We start from the raw sequence: 23,496 nt of genomic DNA on the forward strand, positions 1-23,496 counted from the left end.
CACCTTCTCTGTCCTACGCCGTCTCCCCCTCGGGGGCAGAGACGGCGCGCGGGCACCCGCCGTCCGGCGCGGTCTACGCGCGTGCTAACACTTTGTTGCCCGGCCTTGTGCCCGGCTCAATCACCCGCGGCGGAAGCCGTACGCTGGGCTCGCCCCGAGAGCCACGGACCCTGGAGTGAGCGGTGCAGTATCACGAGTCGATCACCGACCTGGTGGGCAACACGCCCCTGGTCAGGCTGGGCCGCGTGACCCAGGGCATCCGGGCGACGGTGCTGGCGAAGGTCGAGTACTTCAACCCCGGCGGCTCGGTGAAGGACCGCATCGCGCTGCGCATGATCGAGGCCGCCGAGCGCTCGGGGGCACTGCGGCCGGGCGGCACGATCGTCGAGCCGACGTCGGGGAACACCGGGGTGGGGCTGGCGATGGTGGCCCAGCAGAAGGGCTACAAGTGCATCTTCGTCTGCCCTGACAAGGTGTCCACCGACAAGATCAACGTGCTGCGGGCGTACGGCGCGGAGGTCGTCGTCTGCCCGACCGCCGTCGACCCCGAGCACCCCGACTCGTACTACAACGTCTCCGACCGCCTGGTCCGCGAGACCCCCGGCGCCTGGAAGCCCGACCAGTACAGCAACCCGGACAACCCGGCGTCCCACTACCACTCCACGGGCCCCGAGCTGTGGACGCAGACCGACGGCCGCATCACCCACTTCGTCACGGGCATCGGCACCGGCGGCACGATCTCGGGCACCGGCCGGTATCTGAAGGAAGCCTCCGGCGGCGCCGTGCAGATCGTCGGCGCGGACCCCGAGGGCTCGGTGTACTCCGGCGGCTCGGGCCGCCCGTACCTGGTCGAGGGCGTCGGCGAGGACTTCTGGCCGGACGCGTACGACCGCGGGGTGGCCGACGAGATCGTCGCGGTCTCCGACAAGGACTCCTTCCGCATGACCCGCCGGCTGGCCCGCGAGGAGGGCCTGCTCGTCGGCGGCTCCTGCGGGATGGCGGTGGTCGCCGCGCTGCGGGTGGCGGAGCGGCTGGACGAGGACGGCGTGGTCGTCGTCCTGCTCCCGGACAGCGGCCGCGGCTACCTGTCGAAGATCTTCAACGACGACTGGATGGCGGACTACGGCTTCATGGAGGAGGCCGGCGCCGCGAGCGTCGCCGACGTGCTGCGCGACAAGGAGGGCAGCATGCCGTCGCTGGTGCACATGCACCCGGAGGAGACGGTGGGCGAGGCGATCGAGGTGCTGCGCGAGTACGGCGTCTCGCAGATGCCGGTCGTCAAGCCCGGGGCAGGCCATCCGGACGTGATGGCGGCGGAGGTCGTCGGCTCGATCGTGGAACGGGAGCTGCTGGACGCCCTGTTCACCCGCAAGGCCGAACTCGACCACCCCCTGGAACAGCACATGTGCCCCCCGCTCCCGCAGGTCGGCTCGGGCGAGCCGGTGGCGGACCTGGTCGCGGTCCTGGAGCGCGCGGACGCGGCGGTGGTGCTGGTGGAGGGCAAGCCGACGGGCGTGGTGTCGCGCACGGACCTGCTGGCGTACCTGGCGAAGGGCGCCGGCACGGCGTGAAGTCGCCACGTTGTCCACACTCTTCGAACACGTGTCACCACGCACCGCTACGATGCGTGCGTATCCCGGTGACGACACGTGCGGAGGGACAGATTGGCGGACCGACTCGCAGTCGACGGTGACGAGTTAGAGCGCTTCATGCGGTTGCTGAAGCGCTCGGTGCAGTCACTCGAAGGGGTCCACAAGGCGCTGCGCGACTCCACCATCAGCGGACTCGGCACGGACAACCTCGACGACGCGTGCGAGGACTTCCAGGACGACTGGAAGTACGGCACGGGCCAGATCGGGGAACAGGTCGAGGAACTGGCGGAGATCGTGGGGGACAGCAAGGAGAGCTACGCCGAGGTAGACAAGGCCCTGGAGGAGAACCTGACGAAGGCGTCCCAGGGAGGCGGCACATGACGAACGGCGACATTCCCGGCTTAGACGGCGCCCAGCGACCCCGCGGCATGTTCTCTGACTTACCCATGACCCAGCCCCAGGGACTCCAGCCGGGCACGGTCCCGGACACGTATCCGTCCCTGGGCTTCAACCCGGCACCGGGCAGCACGGACACCGTCCACGCGCTGCGCGCCAAGCTCATCAAGTGCGCGGACGTGCTCGAAGAGACCCGCGACATGATCACCAAGCTGATGGACGGCAGCTATTGGAAGGGCGACGCGGCCACCGCCTTCCGGGACCAACTGGAAGACGGCCCGCTCCCCCTGAACCTCAAGAACGCCGCGCACTCCATCAGAAAGGCCGCCAAGCAACTCGACGGCTGGGAATCCGACCTCGGCGAATTCCAGCACCGCGCCAACCGCCTCAACGACAAGGCCCGCGAAGCGCGCAAGGCCCTCGGCGACGCGGAATCCAACGCCGACGCCGCCAAGCGGGGCGCCAGCGGCGGAGGGAAGTCCGACGACGAGGACGAGGCGAAGGCGACGATGCGCCGCCTCAACGCGGTGGTGGCCGAAGCCCAGGCGGACCTCGAACGCATCCTGTCCAGCGCCCGCAACCTCGCCTGGGAACACGAGAACAAGGCCAGCGACCGCGCGGCAAGGATCCGCGACGCCACGGACAAACTGGCCCCCCAGGAACCGGGCTTCTTCGCAAAGGCAGCGGCCTGGGTAAAGGAGAACCTCCCGGACATCCTCAGCATCGCGGCAGGCGTGGTGGCCCTGGCCGCGCTGACGATCGTCACGGGCGGCACGGCAACGGCGGTGCTGCTGCTGGTAGCGGCAGGGCTCAGCGCGGGCGCGCTGGCAATGCGGTTCTCAGATCCGGAAGTGCGGGCATCGCTGTGGAACGGCATCACGAAGGGCGAATTCGACGCGGACTTCTTCTCCAACCTGACAGGCGTGGGTGCCGACGCTCTTGGCATGGTGCCCGGCCTGGCTGCGGTAGGCCAAGGAATCAAACTCGGTGCGGGCGCTATTCGGACAGGATCCGCGGCTCTGTCACTGGGCCAGAGAATTGGCACCGTAGGCAGCCACGTAATAACAGAAGCGCGAGCTATCAGTGCACTGGACAACCCGACGGTGGCCTGGATTGTCCACAGTACAAGGATGCCACCTTCAGCACCCAAAGCCATAGAGGTAACCGCGGCTTCCATCGGGGTGGCCTCCGGAGGAATCAACCTGCTCGGCACCAAGGTGGACGCCCTCGACAACGAAGGCGTCAGCAATTCTGGAACCATTTTCGGTGGCCTTGAGATTGCCGGAGTCAGCAGTGGGGATCTCATTAATGTCATCCCTCGCGTCTTCCCCTGACACACCTCCCGACCATGCCTCAAGGAGGTTTAACGTGCATCCGGCCAACTACGCCACAGCATGGGAACACCCGCCGACCCGGCGCGCCTGGGCAAGGCAGATGACGATCAGCGCCCTTGCCTTCATCGGTTGGTTCCTGAGCCCTTGGTGCTTGCTGATCCTTCTCCTCGCGTTCTACTCGCTCGCACTCAGCATCTTCATCATCATTCTCATGGGCTACGGTGCGTATCGCGCCAAAATTCAGCCTGCTCGAATCCTCGCCAATGTCCGAATCCGCAGAGTCCTTCGGGCCTATCCCTGGATTCTCGATGATATCCCATACAGTTTCCCCACCCTCCCCGGAGGGACGCCAACGAAGCTCTGCCTCACAATCCCCCACCCCGCGCAGCCGGGGGAAACTTTCCTGATGTACCAACACCTGCGTGACCTGCCCACATGGTGGACCAGAAGGATGGGGCCCCGCGCCAAGCCTGAGCTGAAGGCTCAGTTGAAGCCCATCTGGTTCGTCGGCGATCCGCGCTTCTTCGGCGTCATCGCCGTCACCAAACCCGGAAGCGCCCCTGAAACCCCAGCACCAAAACGCATGCACCTAATCGTCCAGGTCGGAGAGACGAAGCAAACGGCACCCATCGACGTGAACTCGTGGCGGGCTTCCCCTGAGGATCTCGCTCACGCACGGCAAGCCATTGGTTGGCGAGGCCCTCGTGGCTGAAGACCAGAACACCTACATCCTCAGCGACTCCGCCGCCGCGCCCGACCGTGACGCGTGGTTCGCGTTGCCCGCCGGGTTCACCACACTGCCGCTCGATGTCCTCACCTCCCCCGTCGGCAGCCCCGGTGCCTCGCGGCTGCGGGAGGTGGTAGACGGGGTTCTCGCCGGGGTTCCCGACGGGATCGTTCGGGAGCAGGTCATCGGGCAGTTAGCCGGGGCTCAGCGGATGATGCTCGCCCTTCGGGAAGAAGGCGTCGTGCATTGTTCGCTGGGGCTCCATCGCGACGACGACGGTGACGGGCGGTTGCTCACCTCGTTCTTCACCTTTCGGTGGCAGGAGATCAGTCGTGCTCCCCGGCACCTCACCGCCGCTCGTGCCGTCGCCGCAGGTCACGACCGTATCGAGGTTCTCGACCTCCCCTGCGGGCCCGCCGCCCTCGGCGAGGTGGGGAGGACCGTCGCGCCCGATCTCGGGCTCGGAGTCGAGCGGCTGTTGCAGGTTCATGCCTATCTGCCCCACCCCGACGGCAGTCGGCTCGCCGTGCTCACCCTCACCACTCCCGCGCCGCACCGCCGTGCCCACTACCGCGCGATGCTGCACGACGTCGCCGAGCACGTCAGCTTCGACGACCCGCTGGTCCACCTGCGCACACATGTGTGACGCGGGGACCGCCGCACCCCCGGTGCGTGCACCAAGGGGCGGGACGACGGCGGTCCCCGCGTGGGGACGCGCGGGCCGGTCAGGCCGTGCCCCGCGTCCGGCGACCAGGAGGTCCGGGAGCCGCTCCGGAGGGTTCCTTGCCGACGTCCTCAACGATGCAGGACCCGTGTTAACCCCGTGCTGCGCCGGCGTGACGCCCTCGTACCGTTTGCGGAATCACCCGGTCCGCCCGCCCCGGACAGCGCCTCAGCGCCACCGCGGCTGCCGCAGCGGTACCCCCGAGTCGCCCGACGCCGGGGTCCGTACCGCCAGGACCTGGTTCACGCCGATCCGGTTGTGCTCGAAGGACAGCGCCGACGCCGCCATGTACAGGCGCCACACCCGCGCCCGCCCCGGCGAGGTCAGGGCCACGGCCTGAGCCCAGCGGGACTCCAGGTTCGCCACCCAGCGGCGCAGCGTCAGCGCGTAGTGCTCGCGCAGCGCCTGGGTGTCGCGCACCTCGAAGCCCGCGCGCTCCAGCTCGTCCACCGTCGTGCTGAGCGGCGACAGCTCCCCGTCGGGGAAGACGTACGCGTCGATGAACTCGTCGATGGCGTAGTCCTCTTCGTCCGCCAGCGGGCGGCGCGCGATCTGGTGGTTGAGCAGCCGGCCGCCGGGGCGGAGCAGCCGGTGGAGGCCGCGGGCGTAGTCGCCGTAGCGCTGGGAGCCGACGTGCTCGGCCATGCCGATGGAGGAGATCGCGTCGTACGGGCCGTCGGCCGTCTCGCGGTAGTCCTGTACCCGGATCTCGATGCGGTCGCCGAGGCCCGCGTCGGCCACCCGCTTGCGGGCATACGCGGCCTGCTCGCCGGAGAGCGTGATGCCGACGGCGCGTACGCCGTACTCGCGCGCCGCGTGCAGCACCATCGAGCCCCAGCCGCAGCCGACGTCGAGCAGCCGGTCGCCCTCCCTGAGGCCGAGCTTGCGGCAGACGAGGTCGAGCTTGGCGGCCTGGGCGTCCTCCAGGGTGCCGTCCTCGTGCCAGTAGGCGCAGGAGTAGACCATGGACGGGCCGAGGACGAGGGAGTAGAAGTCGTTGCCGACGTCGTAGTGGTGGCTGACGGCGGCCTTGTCGCTGCGCAGGGTGTGCAGGGCGCCGCGGACCTTGTGCCGGCGCACCTCCTCGGGCGGCGGCGGGGGCGGGGGCAGCGGCCGGGCGAGGGCGAGGGCGCCGCGGGCGGCGGCGGCGAGGCGGGCGGGGCGGGGGCGGGGGGCGTCGGGGCCGCGTTCCCAGAGGAGTCCCGCGAGCCGGTCGAGGGCGGAGTAGAGGTCGCCTTCGACGTCGATCTCGCCGGCGACCCAGGCGCGGGCGAGGCCGAGTTCGCCGGGGCGCCACAGGATGCGGCGCAGTGCTCTGCGGTGGCGTACGACGAGGACGGGGGCGGCGTCGGGACCGGCTTCGGAGCCGTCCCAGGCGCGGATACGGATCGGCAGCGGGCCTCCGAGCAGCTCTTCCGCGAGGGCGGCGAGCCGGGGCGCGGCTCCGTGGGGCATGGCGCACCTCCGTGAGATGGGCAGGTGGTCGACGTGGTGTCCGCCGTTGCTGGACTACACGTAAACACCAAGACCCACCCGGCGAAGTCCCGTTGCCCGCCGGGGCGCGGGTACCAGCCGAAAAGAGCAGTCAGGCGCCTGCCCGGCGGACCGGGTGGGCGCCTGACCGTCGGGTACCGGGGAGGTCAGGAGGCGCGGGCCGCCTCGCGGCTGCGCTCCTCGCGGCTGCGCTCGTCGCCGCCGTCCTCGGCGGGCGGCAGGCCGGCGGCGCCGCGGGCCTGCTGCTGCTCCCGCGTCGCCTCTCCGTCGCGTACGGACTGGTCGTGCTGGGCCCGGGCGGCGGCGGTGACCGGCGCGGCGGCCTCGTAGAACTCGTCCCGCGGCGACTCCATGGCACCCAGCGAGACGACCTCGCGCTTGAGGAAGACGCCGAGCGTCCAGTCCATGAAGACCCGGATCTTGCGGTTCCAGGTGGGCACGGCGAGGCCGTGGTAGCCGCGGTGCATGTACCAGGCGAGGCGGCCCTTGAACTTCAGGGACCGGCCGAGCACGTTGATCATCGCGACGCCCTTGTGCAGCCCGAGTCCGGCGACGGCGCCCTTGTTCTTGTGCCGGTACTGGCGCTGCGGGAAGCCGCGCAGCTCCGCCACGACGTTGTCGCCGAGGAGCTTGGCCTGCCGCAGGGCGTGCTGGGCGTTCGGCGGGCACCAGGCGTTCTCGGCACCGGCCGCGCGGGCGGCGAGGTCGGGGATCTGGGCGTTGTCGCCGGCGGCCCAGATGTAGTCGGTGCCCCGGACCTGGAGGGTGGCGGCGGTGTCGACGTGCCCCTTGGGGCCGAGCGGCAGGCCGTACTCCTTCAGCACCGGGTGCGGCTTGACGCCCGCGGTCCACACGATGGTGTGGGAGTCGACCTCCAGGCCGTTCTTGAGCACGACGCGGCCGTCGACGCACGACTCCAGGGAGGTGTCGAGATAGACCTCGATGCCGCGCTGCTGGAGGTGCTTCAGACCCCACTTGCCGAGCGCGGGACCGACCTCCGGGAGGATCTTGTCGGCGGCGTCGACGAGGATGAAGCGCATGTCCTCGCGCTTGATCGAGGGGTAGTACTTGGCGGCGTCACGCGCCAGGTCCTCGATCTCGCCGATGGTCTCGGCGCCGGCGAAGCCGCCGCCGACGAAGACGAAGGTGAGCGCCTTGCGCCTGGTGTCGGCGTCGTTGGTGGACTCCGCCTTGTCGAGCTGCTCCAGCACGTGGTTGCGGAGCCCGATGGCCTCCTCGACGCCCTTCATGCCGATGCCGTTCTCGGCGAGACCGGGGATCGGGAAGGTGCGGGAGACGGCGCCGAGGGCGACGATCAGGAGGTCGAACGGCACCTCGTAAGGAGTGCCGACGATGGGTGCGACGACCGCGACCTTGCGGTCCTGGTCGATGGAGGTGACCCGGCCGGTGAGCACCTCGGCGCCGGGAAGGACCTGGCGCAGCGGCACCACGACGTGCCGGGGGGAGATGCTGCCGGCGGCCGCCTCCGGGAGGAAGGGCTGGTACGTCATGTACGAGCGCGGGTCGACGACCGTGACCGACGCCTCGGCGTACCGCATCTTCTTCAGGATGCGGCGCGCCGCGTAAAGGCCGACGTAACCGCCGCCTACTACGAGGATCCTGGGACGCTCCGTAGTGCTCATGATTCGAGTATCCCCCCGGTACCAGAGGGGTGCTCGTGAGGGGGTTCACAAGCTCCACCCCCCATGGTGCTACACTGCGCCGCCACACCTTGCGCGCTCGTCACGGCCAGCGGGATGGTTTTCGGCAACAGGCCCTTGAGCTGGGATTTCGAGCCCGCGACGCGCAGATGTCACTCTGACGCAAAGCGCCTGTCACACGCCGCAGGGGGCCGCGGAGTCCACGATCCGAGCCAGAGGGCCGAATCCGCGCCGGAAGCATGTGAATAACTTCACGAACTTGATTCGTCCGGCACGAGCCGCCCCGTGAAACCGGCCTCGCGCAGGCGCTCGTACGCCGCGGCCACGTCACCCGGAACGGGCTGCTCGACCATGAACCCGCGCCGCGGGTAGACCCTGAGCCGCTGCTGCGCCCCGACCAGCATGTCGAGCACCAGGCGTGCATCCCCGATGGAGTCGACGTAACCGGGGAGCGTCATGGGTGTGGACGTGCTGACCCACTCGGCTTCGGGCCACACCTTGCGTGCTGTCGCGTAGGCCCGGCGTTCCTCGTACGGCTTGCTGACCAGCAGGACGGACGACACCGGGACCCTCTGCTCTTCGAGCAGCGCGCGGGAGAAGCGGATGTTCTCCGCCGTGTTCCGGGCGCGCGGCTCGACGAGGATCGCACCGGCCGGCACCCCCAGCTCCACCGCCCGCTCGCGGTAGTGCTCGGCCTCCCCACGCGGCATCCGGTCGCGTGTGGTGCGGCCGGTCGCCCCGGTGAAGACGATCAGCGGCATCAGGCCCCGATGGTAGAGATCGGCGGTCGTGTCCGCGACTCCGAGGTCGTGGCTGCCGAGCCCGATCGCCACAGAGCACGGGCGCGGCTCGTGGCCCATCTGCTGGAAGTCCCAGAGCCGTTGGGCATCCCTCCAAGCCAGCACTGAGATCACCTGCTCTCACCCTCCGATGTGGCCGAGTCGGGAACCTTGAAGTCATAGGTCCAGGAAAAACGCGTCGCCGCGTGAACACCGATCGCGAACTCCACCACGGTGCCGTCAGCCGTGCGGGTCGTCCGGTGCAGCTCCACCACCCACTCGCCCGGTGCGAGCTGAAGGAGCTGCACTTCGTCCGCCGTGGGGAGGCGCGCGAACAGCGTTTCCCGCATGTGGTCGATCTCGTATCCGGCGTCATACAGGGCACGGAAGCCGCCGCCCCGGCCTGCGGGACCCGGCTCCGGGTCGACGATGCGCGTCCCTTCCACATGCTCGGGACGGTAGTAGCTGGTCAGGGTGTGCGTGGGCTGTGAGCCTTCCTTGACCACGCGCGCACGGGCGTAGACCTCCGCACCTTCGGGCAGGCCGTGTGCCTGGGCTACGGCGGCCGGCGCAGGCACGCGGCTGATGGTCTGAGTCTGTTCGTTCCGCTTGTACGTGCGTCCGGACGCCACACGGTCCGCGATGAACGCCACCTCATCGCCGTCACGCCACTTGGTCTTGTCGTATCGAGCGATGCCGAGCCGCTTGAGCGGGACCCGCTCGCGGACGATGGTGCCGTGTCCGCGCGACGACGTGACCAGCCCTTCGGCTTCCAACGCCTTGTAGGCCGCGTGGACCGTGGACTTCGAGCCTTCCCCCGCCCCCACGAGATCCCTGATTTGCGGCAACTGGTCACCGGGCGCGTACTCGCCGCTTCTGATCTGTTGGGCCAGCCGGTCCGCAAGCTCCCGCCACTTGGGCGCCATGCACCACTCCTCTCACCTAGCGACCAGTGAACCACAGTCCCAGGACTGTTGACTGTCCTAGGACTGCATGCCATAGTCTTGCCCAATCGACTTGCAGTCCCAGGACAGCAAGTATCGGGCGGCCGCCGGTGCGCCCACGTCCGAGGGATGTGACTTCACGTGAAATCGCACTCGTTCACCCGCAGCGCCGCGGCCGTCGGCCGGGCACGTGAATTCGTTGCGGACTGCATCGAGGCATGCACTCCCGAGCAGGCCGACGACATCCGCGTGTGCACCTCCGAACTGGTCACGAACGCCTTACAGCACACCCCCGTCGGCCGCCGCTTCCTCGTTCGCATCACGTGCAGCGACAACGTATTACGCATCGAGGTCCATGACGCCAGCACAGACACCCCGCATCTATGCGCGCCCGCGGACACCGATGACCGCGGCCGAGGGCTGCTGCTCGTTTCGGCGTTCGCGGACGACTGGGGAGTGGCCGACCGCACCGGCCCCGGCAAGGTCGTATGGGCCGAGTTCAAGATCAGGCAGCCGGCAGAGGCAACGTGTTAGCGGGGCGGCATCGTCATGGCCAACGCGCTTTCACAGGCTCAGGAGGTGCTCACACCTCGCGTCCTCGACACGACACCCGAGCGAATCGCGTGCGCCGTCGGAACAGATCAACGGGGCGCTACAGATTTCGTACATGTGGCGAGGGAGGCCGGGGACGGGGAGTAGGCCCCCCGGTCGGCGCCCACGATCTATTCGCCGGCAAGCTGCCAGGCGATCCCGTCCAGGATGTCGTGTTCGCTGACGATCACCTCGGGGGCGCCCGTGCGCTCCATGACCGACAGCAGGACCAGGGCCCCCGCCGCGATCACGTCGACGCGGCCCGGGTGCATGACCGGGATCGCGGCTCGTTCCTCGTGGGTGGCCTTGAGCAGGGAGTCCGTGATGTCGCGGATGCGGGCCACCGGGACGCGGGCGTGGTGCAGGGCCATCGTGTCGTAGGCGGGGAGGTCCATGGCGATGCCCGCGACCGTGGTCACCGAGCCGGCCAGGCCGACCAGGGTGGCGGTGTCGCGGAGCGGGACCGCGGCTTCCGCCGTGTCCAGGGCCGCGGCGATGTCGGCCTTCGCCGCCTCGATCTGCGCCGGCGCCGGAGGGTCGGCGAAGTGGTGGCGCTCGGTGAGGCGGACGCAGCCGATGTCGACGGAGCGAGCCGCCGCCACCTCGTCCGTGCCGGAGACGAACTCCGTCGAGCCGCCGCCGATGTCGACCACCAGGTACGGCCCCGGCACCCGTCCCGACAGCTCCTTCGTCGCGCCCGTGAAGGCCAGCGCGGCCTCCTCGTCGCCGGTGATGACCTCCGGGCGGACGCCGAGGATCTCCTCCACGCCCCGGGCGAAGTCCGCCCGGTTCTCCGCGTCGCGTGAGGCGGAGGTGGCGACGAAGCGGGTACGGACCGCGCCCAGCCGCTCGATGATCTCCGCGTACCTGCGGCAGGCCGCGAAGGTCCGCTCCAGCGCCTCGGGCGCCAGCCGGCCCGTACGGTCCACGCCCTGGCCCAGCCGGACGATCTCCATCCGGCGGTCCAGGTCCTTCACTTCGCCGGACCGCGTGTCGACGTCCGCGACCAGCAGGCGGATCGAATTCGTACCGCAGTCCACGGCAGCCACTCGGGTCATGCCCCATCCTCCCCGGATTCCTCGGGCGTCACGCACGGGCCCTTGGCCCACCACTCCGGCAGCATCGCCAGCGCCTCGTCCCCCAGCGGGTTCACCCCGGGCCCGGCCGCCAGCGCGTGCGCGACCAGCACGTGCAGGCACTTCACCCGGTCCGGCATCCCGCCCGCGCTCGGGAATCCTGCCAGCTCGGCGATCGCGTCGCGGCGGGTGAGGTAGTCCTCGTGGGCCGCGCGGTACGCCGCCGCCAGCTCCGGGTCCGACGCCAGCCTGGCCGTCATCTCCTTCATCACGCCGTCCGCCTCCAGCGTACCGATCGCGGAGTTCGCGCGCGGGCACGTCAGGTAGTACAGCGTCGGGAACGGCGTGCCGTCGGGCAGCTTCGGCGACGTCTCCACGACGTCCGGGTTGCCGCACGGGCAGCGGTGCGCCACGGCGCGCAGGCCGCGCGGGGCGCGGCCCAACTGCGCGGCCACGGCGGCGGCGTCGGCCGCGGTGGCGGGGGTGTGCTCGGTGGGCGGCGGGGGCTTGTCCATCTCTCCTCGTTCAGCCGGGCGGTCGGCTTCCGGCGGCAGGCGGCGGGCGTCAGGCGTCATGCGTTCCGGCGGCGGGCGTTGCGGAGGCGGGCGTTGCGGAGGCGGGCGGCGGGCGTTCCGGCGGCAGGTGTCCCGCGCGGCGGGCGGCGTTCGCGTACGTGACGCGCCTCAGCGCCGGCCGTCCGCGGCGTCCAGGCCGTCCCACAGGTTCTCGTACCACGGCCTGTCCACCGCCTCGCCCTCCTCGCCGGAGCCGGCGGAGCCGGTGCCGTCGCGCATCAGGTAGCCGGTCTCGCCGGGCAGGACGTAGTGCAGGTGCTCGCGGGCCTGCCGGCGCACGTACTCCGGGTCGTGCCAGCGGGACTTCTCGTCCCGCAGCTCCTCCACCCGCTGCTCGGCCTGCGCCTTCTCCCGCTCCAGCTCGGCGACCTCGGCGCGCTGGGCGATGTACTGGCGCAGCGGGTACGCGAGCGCCACCACCAGCGAGCAGACGACGAGGGCGAGCACCGCGGCCCGCCCTGTCAGCCGGCTGCGCCGCGGCGGGCGCGCGCGGTAGACGCGCTCCGAGACCCGGCTGACGGCCTGCTCGCCGAGCAGCTTGAGCCGGGTGGTGGTGGAGAAGCGCTCCCTGGCCATGTGCGTCGCGTCCTCCCCGGGCGGCAAGCGGTGGTCGGCCCCGGTCGCACCTTACGCGGTGCGGCCGGGGCCGGTGGCGTCCGACGCCGATGTCGTACGGGTCGGTCCGTTCAGCCGTTCTTGTAGCGCGGGAAGGCGCTGCGGCCCGCGTACTCGGCGGCGTCGTCGAGGATCTCCTCGATGCGCAGGAGCTGGTTGTACTTGGCGACCCGCTCGGAGCGGGCGGGGGCGCCGGTCTTGATCTGGCCGCAGTTCGTGGCGACGGCCAGGTCGGCGATGGTGACGTCCTCGGTCTCGCCGGAGCGGTGGGACATCATGCACTTGAAGCCGTTGCGCTGGGCCAGCTCGACGGCGTCGAGGGTCTCGGTGAGCGAGCCGATCTGGTTGACCTTCACCAGCAGCGCGTTGGCGGAGCCCTCGTCGATGCCGCGCTGCAGCCGCTCGGGGTTGGTGACGAAGAGGTCGTCGCCGACGATCTGCACCTTGTCGCCGAGGCGCTCGGTCAGCACGTGCCAGCCGGCCCAGTCGTCCTCGAACAGCGGGTCCTCGATGGACACCAGCGGGTAGTCCGCGACGAGCTGCTCGTAGTACTCCGTCATCTCGGCGGCGGACCGGCCCTTGCCCTCGAAGACGTACACGCCGTCCTTGTAGAACTCGGAGGCGGCCACGTCGAGCGCGAGGGCGACGTCCTGGCCCGCGGTGTAGCCGGCCTTCTGGATCGCCTCGATGATGAGGTCCAGCGCGTCCCGGTTGGAGTCGAGGTTCGGCGCGAAGCCGCCCTCGTCGCCGAGGCCGGTGGACAGGCCGCGCTCCTTGAGGACGGCCTTGAGCTGGTGGTAGATCTCCGCGCCGCAGCGTACGGCCTCGGAGAACGACTCTGCGCCGATCGGCGCGATCATGAACTCCTGGATGTCCACGTTGGAGTCCGCGTGGCTGCCGCCGTTGAGGATGTTCATCATCGGCACGGGCAGCACGTGCGCGTTGGGGCCGCCGAGGTAGCGGAAGAGCGGCAGGTCGGACGCCTCGGAGGCGGCGTGCGCGACGGCGAGCGAGACGCCGAGGATGGCGTTGGCGCCGAGGGAGGACTTGTCGGGGGTGGCGTCGAGGTCGAACATCGCCTGGTCGATGAGGCGCTGCTCGGTGGCGTCGTAGCCGACGAGCTCGGGGCCGATCTGCTCGATGACGGCGAGCACCGCCTTCTCGACGCCCTTCCCGCCGTAGCGGGCCTTGTCCCCGTCGCGCAGCTCCAGGGCCTCGAAGGCGCCGGTGGAGGCGCCGGACGGAACGGCAGCACGGCCGGTGCTGCCGTCGTCGAGGCCGACCTCGACCTCGACCGTGGGGTTGCCGCGGGAGTCGAGAATCTCTCGGGCTACGACGACGTCGATGGACGGCACGGTGTCTCCTTCGGAGGGATTCGCTACGGGTTCCGCCCTGAGCCTAGCCGCCCCGGGTGACGGCCCCGGCGCGCACCCGGCCGCATTCCGCGGTACGAGACGGTTCGGGCCGGGAGCGGGGACGGGCCACGGGAAGCGGCGCGGGACGGGAGCCACGGCGGCGGGAGCCGCGGGAGCGGGAGCCACGGGGGCGGGTGGCGTACGGCGTGGTCGTCCCGGCCCGCGCACCGGACGGGCCGGGACGGCCGCGCCGTACCGCGGGCGGCGTGCCCGGCGGCAGGCGGCGCCGGGCGGCACCGGGGGCGGCAGGCGGCGGTGCACCGGGCGCGGGCGGGCCGGCCGGTTCGTGGTCCGGTGCGGCCCGCCCGCGCGGGACTCAGTTCACCTTCAGCTTCTGGCCCGGCCGGATCAGGTCCGGGTTCGCGCCGACGACCGGCTTGTTGTCCTCGTACAACTGCTGCCAGCTCTCCGCACCGTGCCGCCGGGCGATGTCGTCGAGGGTGTCGCCCTCGCGGACCTCGTAGTAGAAGCCGCGGAAGACCGTGCGGGACTCCGGCTGCGTCTGCTCGGCGGCACCGCGGGCCTCGGTGCCCTGCGGAGCCTCCTGCGGGGCCTCCTGCGGCGCCTGCTCCTGCGTCTGCGGGGCCGGCTGCGGCAGGGTCCGCGGTGGGGTCTCCGGTTGCTCCTGCCGCTGCTGCGGGGCCTCCTGCTGCGCCGGTGGGACGATCTGCCCGGCGGCCGGACCGCCCGCGGCCAGGCCCGCGCGTGGGCCGCAGTTGGGCCACGCCCCCGGGCCCTGCATGGACAGCAGCCGCTCCGCGACGGCGATCTGCTGCTGCTTCGACGCCAGGTCGGCGCGCGGGGCGAAGCTCCGGCCGCCGGCGGCTTCCCAGCTCGACTGGGAGAACTGGACGCCGCCGAAATAGCCGTTCCCCGTATTCGTCGCCCAATTTCCTCCGGACTCGCAGGCGGCTACCCGTTCCCACGTATCGATGGGCGCCGCGAACGCGTGCTGGGCGCCGAGCACCGGCAGGCCGATCGCGGTTCCGGTGGCGCCCACGAGGACGGCCATGCGGGAATGTGTGCCAAGGCGTGCCTGTGCGGCGGGGCGGCGGTGCTTACCCGTTCCGGCAGGAAGAAGCATGATGCTCTTTTCTCACCGACGCCTGCGAGGTGAGCTGTCGGGTGCGGGCTGTGAGTGCCCGGCCGTACGTCATACGTGCGGCTTGACCCCAAGCCGCCCGGTCCGCCTTCTCGTTGGACCTGAGCGGCGCTTACCGTGGGTCCCCCGCTCCTGTCAGCGGTGCTTCATGCACAGGTGGCCCGGGTGAACGCCGACAGGATTCGGCGTGAGGCGATCACCGGGGCTCGCGGTGGCGAGCAATGTGACGGTAAGCACATAGGCGTGTGCGATTCAAAGACCTCGGAAAATGCCACGCCAGGTTTTACGTCCGTCAGGTAGCCCGGTCAGCCGATTACGTCAAATATGACTAATCCGCGCCGACTTCACCCGCCGACTGTTCAGTTCCCGCTCAATTCGAGTTCCTGACCAGGCTTGATGGTGTCGGGGTCCTTACCGAGGGAGTTCTTGTTCCCGTCGTACAACTCGGACCATCCGCCCGACAGGGAATGCTCTCTGGCAATTTCCGAGAGGGTGTCACCCGGTCGGACGGTATAACTGCCGTCGCCCGCCGCGGCGTCGCGTCCCGAGGCGTCGCCCTTGCGGTCACCGCCGCGCTTGTCCGCGTCGCCGGGGATCTCGGCGACCCACTCGCGGCCCGGCTCCGGCAGCTCGGCCTCGTCGGGCGACTGGGAGGCGCCGGGGGTCTCGACGGCCTCGCGCGGGGCCTCGGGGGCGCCGGGCGAGGACGGGGCTTCGGACGGTGTCGGGGTCGCGGAGGCGTCCGGGGCGCGGTGCCGGCCGGAGCCCTCGGCGGAGGTGTCGTCGTCCCGGCCGGTCCGCTCGCCGGGGCCGCCGTCGCGCTCGCCCGGGTCCTGGCTGCCGCGGTGCTTGCCGGCGCCCCCGCCGGACTTCCGGTCCTCGTCGCCGCCGCCCTTGCGGTCGCGCTTGTCCCCGCGGTCCGTACGCCCGTCCTCGTCCTGGCCCTGGGAGTCGTCACCCGGGCCCGGGGCGAGGGTGGGCGGCGCGGTGGGCAGCAGCGGCAGCTCGGCGCCCGGGTCGACCTCCGGCACCTCGTCGTCGCCGTGCAGCCCGGCGTCCTGGGCGCACTCCGGCCACGCCTTGTCGGCGCCCATGCCGGCGAGGATGCGCTCGGCGACCGTGATCTGCTGCGCGCGGCTGGCGAAGTCGGGCTGCGAGGCGAACTCCTCGCCGCCGTACTCCTGCCACATGTCCATCGTCAACTGCAGGCCGCCGTAGTACCCGTTGCCCTCGTCGGCGCTCCACAGCCCGCCGCTCTCGCACTCGGCGACCCGGTCCCACGTGCCGGCGTCGGCGGCGCTCGCGCCGCTCGCGCCCAGCAGCGGCAGGGCGAGACCCGCCCCGGTCGCACCGGCCGCGACGACGAACGCGGGGGCCTGGCGGGGACGTCGGTGGCGTCCGTTACCCGAGCGCATGCGAGTGCCTTTCGTTCCCTGTGTGTTCGAGCCAGTGGCCGAACTTAATACCGAACTACCTCCGATCACAAGTTGATCGCCTGATAGTCACGCGCAGATCACAGAGAGGGTCCGAAGCGCACCGGCAGCGTCCGCAGGCCCCGCATGATGAGCCCGCCGCGCCACCGCAATTCGGACGTCTCGCCGGCCAGCCGCAGGTCGGGAAGGCGGCGCAGCAAGGTGCCCAGGGCGGTCTGCGCCTCCAGCCGGGCGAGGGGGGCGCCGAGGCAGTAGTGGATGCCGTGGCCGTAGCCCACGTGCTGATTGTCACGCCGGGACAGGTCCAGGGTGTCGGGGTCCGCGAAGCGCGCGGGGTCGCGGTCGGCGGCGGCCAGCACGACGAGCACGGGGTCGCCCGCGGCGACGCGCTGCCCGCAGAGTTCCAGCGGCTCGGTCGCGAACCGCCAGGTCGCCAGCTCCACCGGGCCGTCGTAGCGCAGCAGTTCCTCCACCGCGGAGGGCAGCAGCGCGGGATCCGCGGCCAGCCGAGCGCGCTCGGCGGGGTGGGTGAGGAGCGTGTACGTGCCGTTTCCGATCAGGTTGACGGTGGTCTCGAAGCCGGCGAACAGCAGGATGAACGCCATGGCGGCGGCCTCGTTCTCCGTCAGCTTCTCGCCCTCGTCCGAGGCGCGGATGAGGCCGGAGATCAGGTCGTCGTCCGCGGCGTCGCCGCCGCCGAGCGCCGCGCGCTTGCGGTGGATCAGCTCGGCGAGGTAGGCGCGCATCTTCTTCACCGCGCGCGCGACGCCGCCGCGCGGGCCCTTGCCGTGGTGGATCATCACGGCGGCCCAGTCGCGGAAGTCGTCCTGGTCCTCCGCGGGGACGCCGAGGAGGTCGCAGATGGCGTAGATCGGCAGCGGGAAGGCGAACTCGTGGATGAGGTCGGCCTCGCCGCGGTCCGCGAAGCCGTCGATGAGGCGGTCGGTCAGCTCCTGCACGCGGGGCGCGAAGGCGGCGACGCGGCGGGGCGTGAACGCCTTGGAGACCAGCCGGCGCAGCCGGGTGTGGTCGGGCGGGTCGATGTTGAGCAGGTGGGTCATGAGGCCGGCGCTGCGCTCGCCGGGGATGCCGGTCTTGTCGCTGTGGTGGTGCGCGGGGTTCTTGGACAGCCGGGGGTCGGCGAGTGCCTGGCGGGCGTCGGCGTAGCGGGTGACGAGCCAGGCGTCGACACCGCTGGGCACGGTGGTGCGGTGGACGGGCGCGTGGGTACGCAGCCAGGCGTACGCCGGATAGGGGTCGGTGGCGAACTCCCAACTGAAGAGCGCGGGCTCGGGCCCGTCGCCCGCGGGCGGGCCGGCCACGTCAGCGCGCGCCGGAGGAACCGGCGGACGGCCCGTCGGAGGCGCCGGAGTCCTCCGGAGCCCGGCCGTTCGTGCCGGGCGGAGCTTCGGCAGTGGTCGGCCCCGCGGCGTCGTACGTGCCGGTGCCGCCGCCGTCCGTGGCCGGCTTCGCCGTGCCCGCCTGCTCCGCCGCGAGGATCGCCTCGCGGTACGTGCGCGCCGCGGCCCGCAGCGCCGTCTCCGGCTCCACGCCCTGCGCCTCGGCCCGCAGCGCCAGCGCGAGCAGTTCGGCGCCGAACCCGGCCACCGGATCGCCCGCCGGCGCGGCGGTGCCGCTGCCGTCCCGTACGGCGGCCCCGTCCTTGCGGACGCCGTTCCCCTCGGCCTGCGGAGCGCCGTTGCCGAGCCCGGCCCGTGCCCCGCCGGGCGCCTGCACCGCCAGCCCCGCCGTGCGGGCACGGCCCGCCAGCTTCGCCACCAGCGACAGCGCCGGCTGCGCCAGGGGCACGCCCTCCGTGACCGACGTACGCCGCTTCTCTATGGCCTTCTCGCGCAGCCAGTGCGCCTTCACGTCCGCCGGGGTCTCGGCCACCGCGTCGCCGAAGACGTGCGGATGGCGGCGGACCAGCTTCTCCACGAGCGTGCCCGCCACGTCGTCGATGGAGAAGGGCTCCTCGGAGTCCTCCTCCGCGATCCTGGCGTGGAAGACGACCTGGAGCAGCACGTCCCCCAGCTCCTCGCGGACCGCCTGCAGGTCGCCGGACTCGATCTCCTCGACCAGCTCGTAGACCTCTTCCAGGCTGTGCGCCGCCAGGCCCGCGCTCGTCTGCCCGCTGCTCCAGGGGCATTCGCGCCGGATCCGGTCCATGACCTCGACCACGTCGATCAGCCGGGCGCCCGGCACGTCGTACGAACCGGGCAGCAGCTCCAGCGACGGCATCTCCACCCGCCCCGAGCCCGCCAGCCGCGCGAGGCCGTCCGTCAGCCCGGGCTCGCCGTCCGCCGCGGCGACCACGACGACGGTGGCGCCCCCGGCGCAGGCGTCGACCAGCTCGCGGGCATCGGGCACGGCGGTCTCCACCTCGACGCCCGCCTCCCGCAGATACGGCACCTGCGGATGCGCGGCGTCGGCGCAGAGCACGCGGTCGGCGCCGCGCAGCGCCTCCCACGCGGGCCAGGACAGCAGCCCGGGAGCGATGCGGTGGGTGGTGGTCAGCAGGACGATTCGGCCGGTCACGTCCCCGACCGTAACCGACGCCGCCGACAGCCCGGCACCGGCGGCCGTGGAACGACGGATCTACGCCCCGCGGCGCGCGCTCACTGCTGGGGGAGAGCGCCGTCCTCGGCGGTGGCGCTGACCTGCTTGATCCACGGGGTGTCGGCCTTCCCCAGGCGCACCTGCTCGTTGTCCCACGTGCCGAACCGCGGGCTGACGTCGATGCCCAGGTCCTTCGACGCCTCGACCAGCACCCCGCCGAGCCGCGCCTGGCCCTCCTGCGTCTGCGGGTTGATGCCCAGCTTCTCCACCAGCCCCTGCACCATGAGCTGCTGCTTGTAGTGCGTGTCCAGGCCCTCCGGCGGGATGCTGAACTGCTGGACGTACATGGCCTCGAGCTGCTTCTCGCCGCCGACGGACCGCGCCTCGGCCTGGCGCGTGCGCTGCACCTCGCCGCGGGGGACGGTCACGCCGTGGCTCTCCGCGGCCTGCTCGATGACCCGGCCCTGGAGCATCGTGTTCAGCGTGTCCACGCTGAGGTCGCCGCTCTGGTCGATCATCTCGTCGGCCTGGGGGCTGTCGTTCTGCGCGTCGCGCACCTCGGCGACCCGGTTCTGCACCTGCGAGACCGTGATGCGCTCGTCGTCGCCGAGCACGGCCGCGGCTCCCGCGCGCGGTTCGCCGCTGCACGAGCTGAGCAGCGGCACGGCCGCGATGAACGCGGCGGCGGTTACGGCGAGCGCTGTCCTGCGCATGGCGGCCTCCTGGGCGGCTTTCCTGCGGCGGCGTGCCACTTCGTGATACGGATCACGATCTTATGCAACGGGTGGCCGGCGCCACCACTGCCAAGGCATGACTTGTCTGTTCGGCCGTTCTGTTCGGCCGTCATTCATGTTCCGTACACCGCGGCACAAGAAGGTTCGGCAGTGACCGTATCCGACGTGCCGACGCAGCCGGCAGCCGCCTCCACTTCCCCGCCGAAGCGCACCGCCGCACCGGAACCCGCCGCGGCCCCGGATCCCGCCGCGCCAGAGGCTGCCCCCTCGCCCGCACGGCGGCCAGGACACCGCTACGACGTGGACCTCATCCGGCTGCTCTGCGCCTGCGGCGTCATCCTGGGCCACACCGGCTCGGAGTTCATCGACGCCGTGGGCCGCCAGGAGGCGAACGGTGCGGCCGTGTACTGGGCGGGCATGATCGCCGACGCGATCAGCCGGTTCGCCGTCCCCATGTACTTCGCGATCGCCGGCTGGGCCGTCCTCGTCGGCGCGCCCCCGCGCGACGGGTGGCGGCTCGCGCAGCGCATGGTGCGCATCGTCGTCCCCATGGCCGTGTGGACGGTCATCTATCTGCTGTGGGGCAGGCTCCAGGACACGAACGAGGACCCCCTGCGGGACCTGGCGGTGGACGCCGCGTTCGGGACCGTACGCCCCGCCTACCACCTCTGGTACCTGTACGCGTACGTCCCCGTCGTCCTCCTTCTCGGCTTCGTCGTCCTGCTGCGCGCGGGACGGCGCCCCTGGTGGCTCGGCGCGGTGCTCCTCTGCTTCGCCCTCGGCCCCGGCCTGCTGGCCGACGCGGGCCGGATGGCGGACTCGGGCACGCCCTCGTTCGGCTGGGGCTTCGGCGTCTACTCGCTCGTGTACGCGGCCGGAGGCGCCCTGCTGTTCTCGCTGCGCCCGCGGAGCGGACGCGGCATCCGCGCGCTGTGGCTGGGCGCGGCGACCGCGGCGATGCTGGGCGTGCTGCTCTACCAGACGCAGGTGAAGTACGTGATCCCCAACGCGCATGTGCTGGTCGCCGTCTTCACCGGCGCGGTGCTGCTGACACTGACCCGGGTGCGGGTGCCGGAGCGGTGGCGCTCCCCGCTGAAGCACGTCGCGGGGGCCGCGTTCGGGGCGTACCTCGTGCACCTCATGGTGATCAGGACGCTGGCGGAGCCGCTGGTGTCGGCGGACCTGGGCCGCGCGGAGGCGGTGTCGCTCACGGCCGGGATATGGGCGGCGAGCGTCGTGCTGTCCTTCGGCGTGGCGCTGCTGTGGCAGCGGCTGGGGCTGCGGCGGCTGCTGGGGTAGCGGGCCGGGGGCCGGGTGTCCGTACGAGCGCTGCGGCGCCCGTACGGCCTCCCCTTCACCGCCTGCGCGGCTACGGCTTCGTCAGCGCCCTGCGCACCTTCCCCAGCGCCCTGCGGGCGTTGGGGACCCGGCCGAGGTTGCCGCCCGGCAGCCGCAGCGCCGTCAGCCGCTTGCGCTTGAAGTACGGCCGGGTGGACGCGTCCAGGTACACCGCCAGCCACTCCTGCGCACCGGGGCGCAGCCGCGCGTGGTTGTCGGCCTGCATGCAGTACCCCACCGCCGTGAGCAGCCCGGCGAGTTGGGTGGCGTCGCGCGCCGGGCGGTCGGGGCCGCCCAGTTCGGGGACGGCGGAGTCCACGATGGTGACGGGGATCCGGTTGCTGTTCTGGTACGGGGTCAGCCGCTCCAGCAGCGTCTCGGTGCCGACGCGGGCGACGGGTATGCCGTACAGGGTGGCCGCGGTGAGCATCGCCGTGGAGAAGCAGCCGACGACGAGCCCCGGGCGCAGCGTGCCGTACAGCGCCTCGGCCAGCATCGGCTCCTCCTGCACCGTCAGCGTGACGCCCGCGTCCGCGGCGGCCTTCTGGAGCACCGTGGAGTAGCGCGCGGGGGCGGTGGGATGGGGCTTGAAGAGGACGGCGCGGTGGCCGGCCGCGGCGGCGCCGCGCAGCATGCGCTCGTGCAGCGCCTCCTCCTCGGCCTGGCTGAGGATGTTGAGCGCGGCGAGGTACTGGCCCAGGAGCACGGCGGTGGGCGCGCCTTCGCCGTCGCCCTCGCCCGTCCCGTGGTCTCCCGTGGGCGTGGCGGCGGTCACCTCGTCGAGCACCGCGCGGAACGCCTCGTTCGGCACCACCTCCGCCGGCACCCCGTACTCGGTGAGCAGCAGCGGTTCGAGCCCCGGCACCAGGTCCAGGTGCAGCAGCCGCTGCACCCGGCAGGCCACGTGCTGCGGCAGCTTCTCGCGGGTCGGGCCGTAGCTCATCAGCCCGTCCGCGTACACGTGCACGTCGGCGTCGGCGAAGATCGCGACGAGCGCCTTGGCGGGCGGCGCGGTCACCGACTCGACCACCAGGTCGAGCGGCCCGTCGCCCAGGTCCCAGGCGCGCCGCAGCAGCCGCTGGAGCAGCGGCACGTCGCCGCCCTTGGGGTGCCAGGCCGCGGGGTGGTGCGGGCGGATCTCGTGGTTGTAGTCCAGTACCTCGTCGAAGCGGGCGGAAACCGGCGTCCATCCGTGCATTTCGGACAGTTGGACGGCGGTCTCGGGTACGGCCGCGTTGTTGGCGACGAGCAGGATGCGGCGGGCGCCGGAGCGCGGCCCGAACTGCCCGGCGTCGAGCGCGGCGGCGAGCGTCGCCGCCCCGTACAGCGTGGAGACCTCGAAGATCTGGGTGCGGTGCTCGTGCACGTTTCAGGCGACCCTTTCCGGCTTTCCCGTACTGTCCTGCGTGCCCTGCCCGCCCGGCTTCCCGGGCTTCCCCCGCCCCGACGCGCGCAGTTGGCGCAGCATGCGGCCGCGCTGCTCGTCCATGCCGCGCAGGGTCTCCTCCAGCACGTCCTGCGGCATCCGCCGCAGCGCCTCGGCGGAGGCGCGCTCCAGGCGTCTGGCGAGGCCCGGCTCCAGGCGTTCGGAGTTGCCGCGGTGGAAGGCGATGAGCGCGCAGTAGGTCCGTACGGCCTTGGGCAGGAACCGGTCGGCGTCCGGGTCGGCGAGGACCGCGGCGAGCATCGCGTCGTGCGCGGGGATGAAGTCGAGCTGGCGGTCGTCGCTGATCTGCGTGAGGGAGGTCTTGACGCCGCGCCGGTAGAAGACCCCGAGCAGCCCGGTGACGGCGAACGTCTCGGCGGTCAGGTGGAGCATCCACGTCCACAGCCGGTCCTCGGCGGTGCGCAGTTCGGCGGCGAAGCGCCCGGCGCCGTCCTTGAACAGACGGCGGTGGTATATGCCGGCCCAGACGAAGGGGTAGTCGACCATCGTTTCGAGGTTGGCCTGACCGATGCCGTCGCGGGCCGCGAGTATCGTGTCGCGGCGCCGCGCGGGCGCGCGCCGCACGACGCGGTCGCGCCCGTTGGACTGCACGTGGTCGACGCGCACGAAGTCGGTGCCGTACCGGTCCATGGCGGCGATGAGGTCGTCCAGGTATCCCGGCGCGTACCAGTCGTCGCCGTCGAGGAACGTCAGATAGTCGCCTCTGGCGGCGTCGATGCCGCTGTTACGGGCCCGGGCGATGCCCTGGTTGGTCTCGTGCCGGACCACCCGTGCACCGGGGAGCGTCCGCGCGGCGCGGTCGACGATCTGCGGGGTGGCATCCGTCGAGCAGTCGTCGACGAGGATGAACTCCCGGTCGGAGCGGGCGTTGCGGGCCAGGCTGCGCAGGGTGTCCTGGGCGAAGTCCTGCACGTTGTGAAAGGGCACGATGACCGACAGTTTGGGCACTTCGCAAGGCTA

Annotated in this window: 22 protein-coding genes and 1 riboswitch; of the genes, 7 read left to right on the top strand and 15 right to left on the bottom strand. The window is 71.5% G+C overall.

Going from position 1 to position 23,496, the window contains the following annotated elements:
- Positions 1-182 precede the first annotated feature (182 nt).
- From ACFYVJ_RS07505 to ACFYVJ_RS07525, 5 genes are all read left to right on the top strand, one after another.
- Positions 183-1,571 carry a cystathionine beta-synthase gene (locus ACFYVJ_RS07505; protein ID WP_388887471.1) on the top strand — a complete coding sequence of 463 codons (1,389 nt, stop codon included), beginning with the start codon at positions 183-185 and terminating at the stop codon, positions 1,569-1,571.
- A gap of 138 nt (positions 1,572-1,709) precedes the next feature.
- Complete coding sequence (locus tag ACFYVJ_RS07510) at positions 1,710-1,973, top strand: hypothetical protein (protein ID WP_388887473.1); 264 nt, start codon at positions 1,710-1,712, stop codon at positions 1,971-1,973.
- Positions 1,970-3,322, top strand: coding sequence for a hypothetical protein (locus tag ACFYVJ_RS07515; protein WP_388887475.1), 1,353 nt, complete (start codon positions 1,970-1,972; stop codon positions 3,320-3,322). The genes ACFYVJ_RS07510 and ACFYVJ_RS07515 overlap by 4 nt, the downstream gene beginning before the upstream one ends.
- Before the next feature lie 34 nt (positions 3,323-3,356).
- Positions 3,357-4,034, top strand: coding sequence for a hypothetical protein (locus ACFYVJ_RS07520; protein WP_388887477.1), 678 nt, complete (start codon positions 3,357-3,359; stop codon positions 4,032-4,034).
- The gene (locus tag ACFYVJ_RS07525; protein WP_388887478.1) at positions 4,027-4,695 is read left to right on the top strand and encodes a hypothetical protein; all 669 of its coding nucleotides are present in this window, start codon (positions 4,027-4,029) and stop codon (positions 4,693-4,695) included. Before ACFYVJ_RS07520 ends, ACFYVJ_RS07525 begins: the two co-directional genes overlap by 8 nt.
- Before the next feature lie 246 nt (positions 4,696-4,941).
- Here the strand turns inward: ACFYVJ_RS07525 and ACFYVJ_RS07530 are convergent, their stop codons facing one another.
- The 4 genes from ACFYVJ_RS07530 to ACFYVJ_RS07545 all read right to left on the bottom strand — a co-directional run bounded on the left by ACFYVJ_RS07530 (position 4,942) and on the right by ACFYVJ_RS07545 (position 9,633).
- Positions 4,942-6,228 (bottom strand): class I SAM-dependent methyltransferase, encoded by a 1,287-nt coding sequence (locus ACFYVJ_RS07530; RefSeq protein ID WP_388887480.1) that lies wholly within the window; start codon positions 6,226-6,228, stop codon positions 4,942-4,944.
- Between the two features lie 185 nt (positions 6,229-6,413).
- Positions 6,414-7,910 (bottom strand): NAD(P)/FAD-dependent oxidoreductase, encoded by a 1,497-nt coding sequence (locus tag ACFYVJ_RS07535; protein ID WP_388887481.1) that lies wholly within the window; start codon positions 7,908-7,910, stop codon positions 6,414-6,416.
- A 269-nt stretch (positions 7,911-8,179) separates the two neighbouring features.
- Complete coding sequence (locus ACFYVJ_RS07540; RefSeq protein WP_388887483.1) at positions 8,180-8,842, bottom strand: YdcF family protein; 663 nt, start codon at positions 8,840-8,842, stop codon at positions 8,180-8,182.
- On the bottom strand, positions 8,839-9,633 hold the full coding sequence (locus ACFYVJ_RS07545) for a GntR family transcriptional regulator (protein ID WP_388887485.1): 795 nt from the start codon (positions 9,631-9,633) through the stop codon (positions 8,839-8,841). The genes ACFYVJ_RS07540 and ACFYVJ_RS07545 overlap by 4 nt, the downstream gene beginning before the upstream one ends.
- 159 nt (positions 9,634-9,792) lie before the next feature.
- Here ACFYVJ_RS07545 and ACFYVJ_RS07550 point away from each other — a divergent pair, with 159 nt between their 5' ends.
- Positions 9,793-10,185 (top strand): ATP-binding protein, encoded by a 393-nt coding sequence (locus tag ACFYVJ_RS07550; protein ID WP_388887487.1) that lies wholly within the window; start codon positions 9,793-9,795, stop codon positions 10,183-10,185.
- A 188-nt stretch (positions 10,186-10,373) separates the two neighbouring features.
- On the opposite strand, the gene ACFYVJ_RS07555 is transcribed toward ACFYVJ_RS07550, so the two are convergent.
- The 9 genes from ACFYVJ_RS07555 to ACFYVJ_RS07595 form a co-directional block, all read right to left on the bottom strand.
- Positions 10,374-11,300, bottom strand: coding sequence for an exopolyphosphatase (locus tag ACFYVJ_RS07555; protein ID WP_388887489.1), 927 nt, complete (start codon positions 11,298-11,300; stop codon positions 10,374-10,376).
- Positions 11,297-11,833: a DUF501 domain-containing protein gene (locus ACFYVJ_RS07560; RefSeq protein ID WP_388887490.1), complete on the bottom strand. Its 537-nt coding sequence runs from the start codon at positions 11,831-11,833 to the stop codon at positions 11,297-11,299. Before ACFYVJ_RS07560 ends, ACFYVJ_RS07555 begins: the two co-directional genes overlap by 4 nt.
- A gap of 168 nt (positions 11,834-12,001) precedes the next feature.
- The gene (locus tag ACFYVJ_RS07565) at positions 12,002-12,469 is read right to left on the bottom strand and encodes a septum formation initiator family protein (RefSeq protein ID WP_388887492.1); all 468 of its coding nucleotides are present in this window, start codon (positions 12,467-12,469) and stop codon (positions 12,002-12,004) included.
- 110 nt (positions 12,470-12,579) lie between these two features.
- A complete protein-coding gene (gene eno / locus ACFYVJ_RS07570) occupies positions 12,580-13,863 on the bottom strand; it encodes a phosphopyruvate hydratase (RefSeq protein ID WP_047016128.1) in 1,284 nt (427 codons plus the stop codon).
- Positions 13,864-14,239: 376 nt separating this feature from the next.
- A complete protein-coding gene (locus ACFYVJ_RS07575) occupies positions 14,240-14,935 on the bottom strand; it encodes a transglycosylase family protein (protein ID WP_388887494.1) in 696 nt (231 codons plus the stop codon).
- A gap of 76 nt (positions 14,936-15,011) precedes the next feature.
- Positions 15,012-15,223: riboswitch (cyclic di-AMP (ydaO/yuaA leader) on the bottom strand.
- A gap of 161 nt (positions 15,224-15,384) precedes the next feature.
- Positions 15,385-16,440, bottom strand: a complete 1,056-nt coding sequence (locus ACFYVJ_RS07580) for a transglycosylase family protein (protein ID WP_388887496.1) — start codon at positions 16,438-16,440, stop codon at positions 15,385-15,387.
- A 98-nt stretch (positions 16,441-16,538) separates the two neighbouring features.
- The gene (locus ACFYVJ_RS07585) at positions 16,539-17,780 is read right to left on the bottom strand and encodes a cytochrome P450 (RefSeq protein WP_388887498.1); all 1,242 of its coding nucleotides are present in this window, start codon (positions 17,778-17,780) and stop codon (positions 16,539-16,541) included.
- A 1-nt stretch (position 17,781) separates the two neighbouring features.
- A complete protein-coding gene (locus tag ACFYVJ_RS07590) occupies positions 17,782-18,996 on the bottom strand; it encodes a nucleoside triphosphate pyrophosphohydrolase (protein WP_388887499.1) in 1,215 nt (404 codons plus the stop codon).
- 80 nt (positions 18,997-19,076) lie between these two features.
- Positions 19,077-19,730: a SurA N-terminal domain-containing protein gene (locus ACFYVJ_RS07595; protein WP_388887501.1), complete on the bottom strand. Its 654-nt coding sequence runs from the start codon at positions 19,728-19,730 to the stop codon at positions 19,077-19,079.
- A 171-nt stretch (positions 19,731-19,901) separates the two neighbouring features.
- Here ACFYVJ_RS07595 and ACFYVJ_RS07600 point away from each other — a divergent pair, with 171 nt between their 5' ends.
- Entirely contained in the window at positions 19,902-21,050 is a 1,149-nt protein-coding gene (locus tag ACFYVJ_RS07600; RefSeq protein WP_388887503.1) for an acyltransferase, read from the top strand.
- A gap of 70 nt (positions 21,051-21,120) precedes the next feature.
- Here ACFYVJ_RS07600 and ACFYVJ_RS07605 read toward each other — a convergent pair whose 3' ends face one another.
- On the bottom strand, positions 21,121-22,455 hold the full coding sequence (locus ACFYVJ_RS07605) for a polysialyltransferase family glycosyltransferase (RefSeq protein WP_388887504.1): 1,335 nt from the start codon (positions 22,453-22,455) through the stop codon (positions 21,121-21,123).
- A 3-nt stretch (positions 22,456-22,458) separates the two neighbouring features.
- The gene (locus ACFYVJ_RS07610; RefSeq protein ID WP_388887506.1) at positions 22,459-23,484 is read right to left on the bottom strand and encodes a glycosyltransferase family 2 protein; all 1,026 of its coding nucleotides are present in this window, start codon (positions 23,482-23,484) and stop codon (positions 22,459-22,461) included.
- Positions 23,485-23,496 lie beyond the last annotated feature (12 nt).

It is taken from the genome of Streptomyces sp. NPDC004134, from assembly GCF_042874195.1.
In the GTDB taxonomy this organism is placed as follows: Bacteria; Actinomycetota; Actinomycetes; order Streptomycetales; family Streptomycetaceae; genus Streptomyces.

Excerpts from the sequence above, each read along its gene's own strand:
- ACFYVJ_RS07510 (WP_388887473.1), top strand. The coding sequence starts at position 1,710 with ATGCGGTTGCTGAAGCGCTCGGTGCAGTCACTCGAAGGGGTCCACAAG.
- ACFYVJ_RS07515 (WP_388887475.1), top strand. The coding sequence starts at position 1,970 with ATGACGAACGGCGACATTCCCGGCTTAGACGGCGCCCAGCGACCCCGC.
- ACFYVJ_RS07530 (WP_388887480.1), bottom strand. The coding sequence starts at position 6,228 with ATGCCCCACGGAGCCGCGCCCCGGCTCGCCGCCCTCGCGGAAGAGCTG.
- ACFYVJ_RS07535 (WP_388887481.1), bottom strand. The coding sequence starts at position 7,910 with ATGAGCACTACGGAGCGTCCCAGGATCCTCGTAGTAGGCGGCGGTTAC.
- ACFYVJ_RS07545 (WP_388887485.1), bottom strand. The coding sequence starts at position 9,633 with ATGGCGCCCAAGTGGCGGGAGCTTGCGGACCGGCTGGCCCAACAGATC.
- ACFYVJ_RS07555 (WP_388887489.1), bottom strand. The coding sequence starts at position 11,300 with ATGACCCGAGTGGCTGCCGTGGACTGCGGTACGAATTCGATCCGCCTG.
- ACFYVJ_RS07560 (WP_388887490.1), bottom strand. The coding sequence starts at position 11,833 with ATGGACAAGCCCCCGCCGCCCACCGAGCACACCCCCGCCACCGCGGCC.
- ACFYVJ_RS07565 (WP_388887492.1), bottom strand. The coding sequence starts at position 12,469 with ATGGCCAGGGAGCGCTTCTCCACCACCACCCGGCTCAAGCTGCTCGGC.
- ACFYVJ_RS07575 (WP_388887494.1), bottom strand. The coding sequence starts at position 14,935 with ATGGCCGTCCTCGTGGGCGCCACCGGAACCGCGATCGGCCTGCCGGTG.
- ACFYVJ_RS07580 (WP_388887496.1), bottom strand. The coding sequence starts at position 16,440 with ATGCGCTCGGGTAACGGACGCCACCGACGTCCCCGCCAGGCCCCCGCG.
- ACFYVJ_RS07595 (WP_388887501.1), bottom strand. The coding sequence starts at position 19,730 with ATGCGCAGGACAGCGCTCGCCGTAACCGCCGCCGCGTTCATCGCGGCC.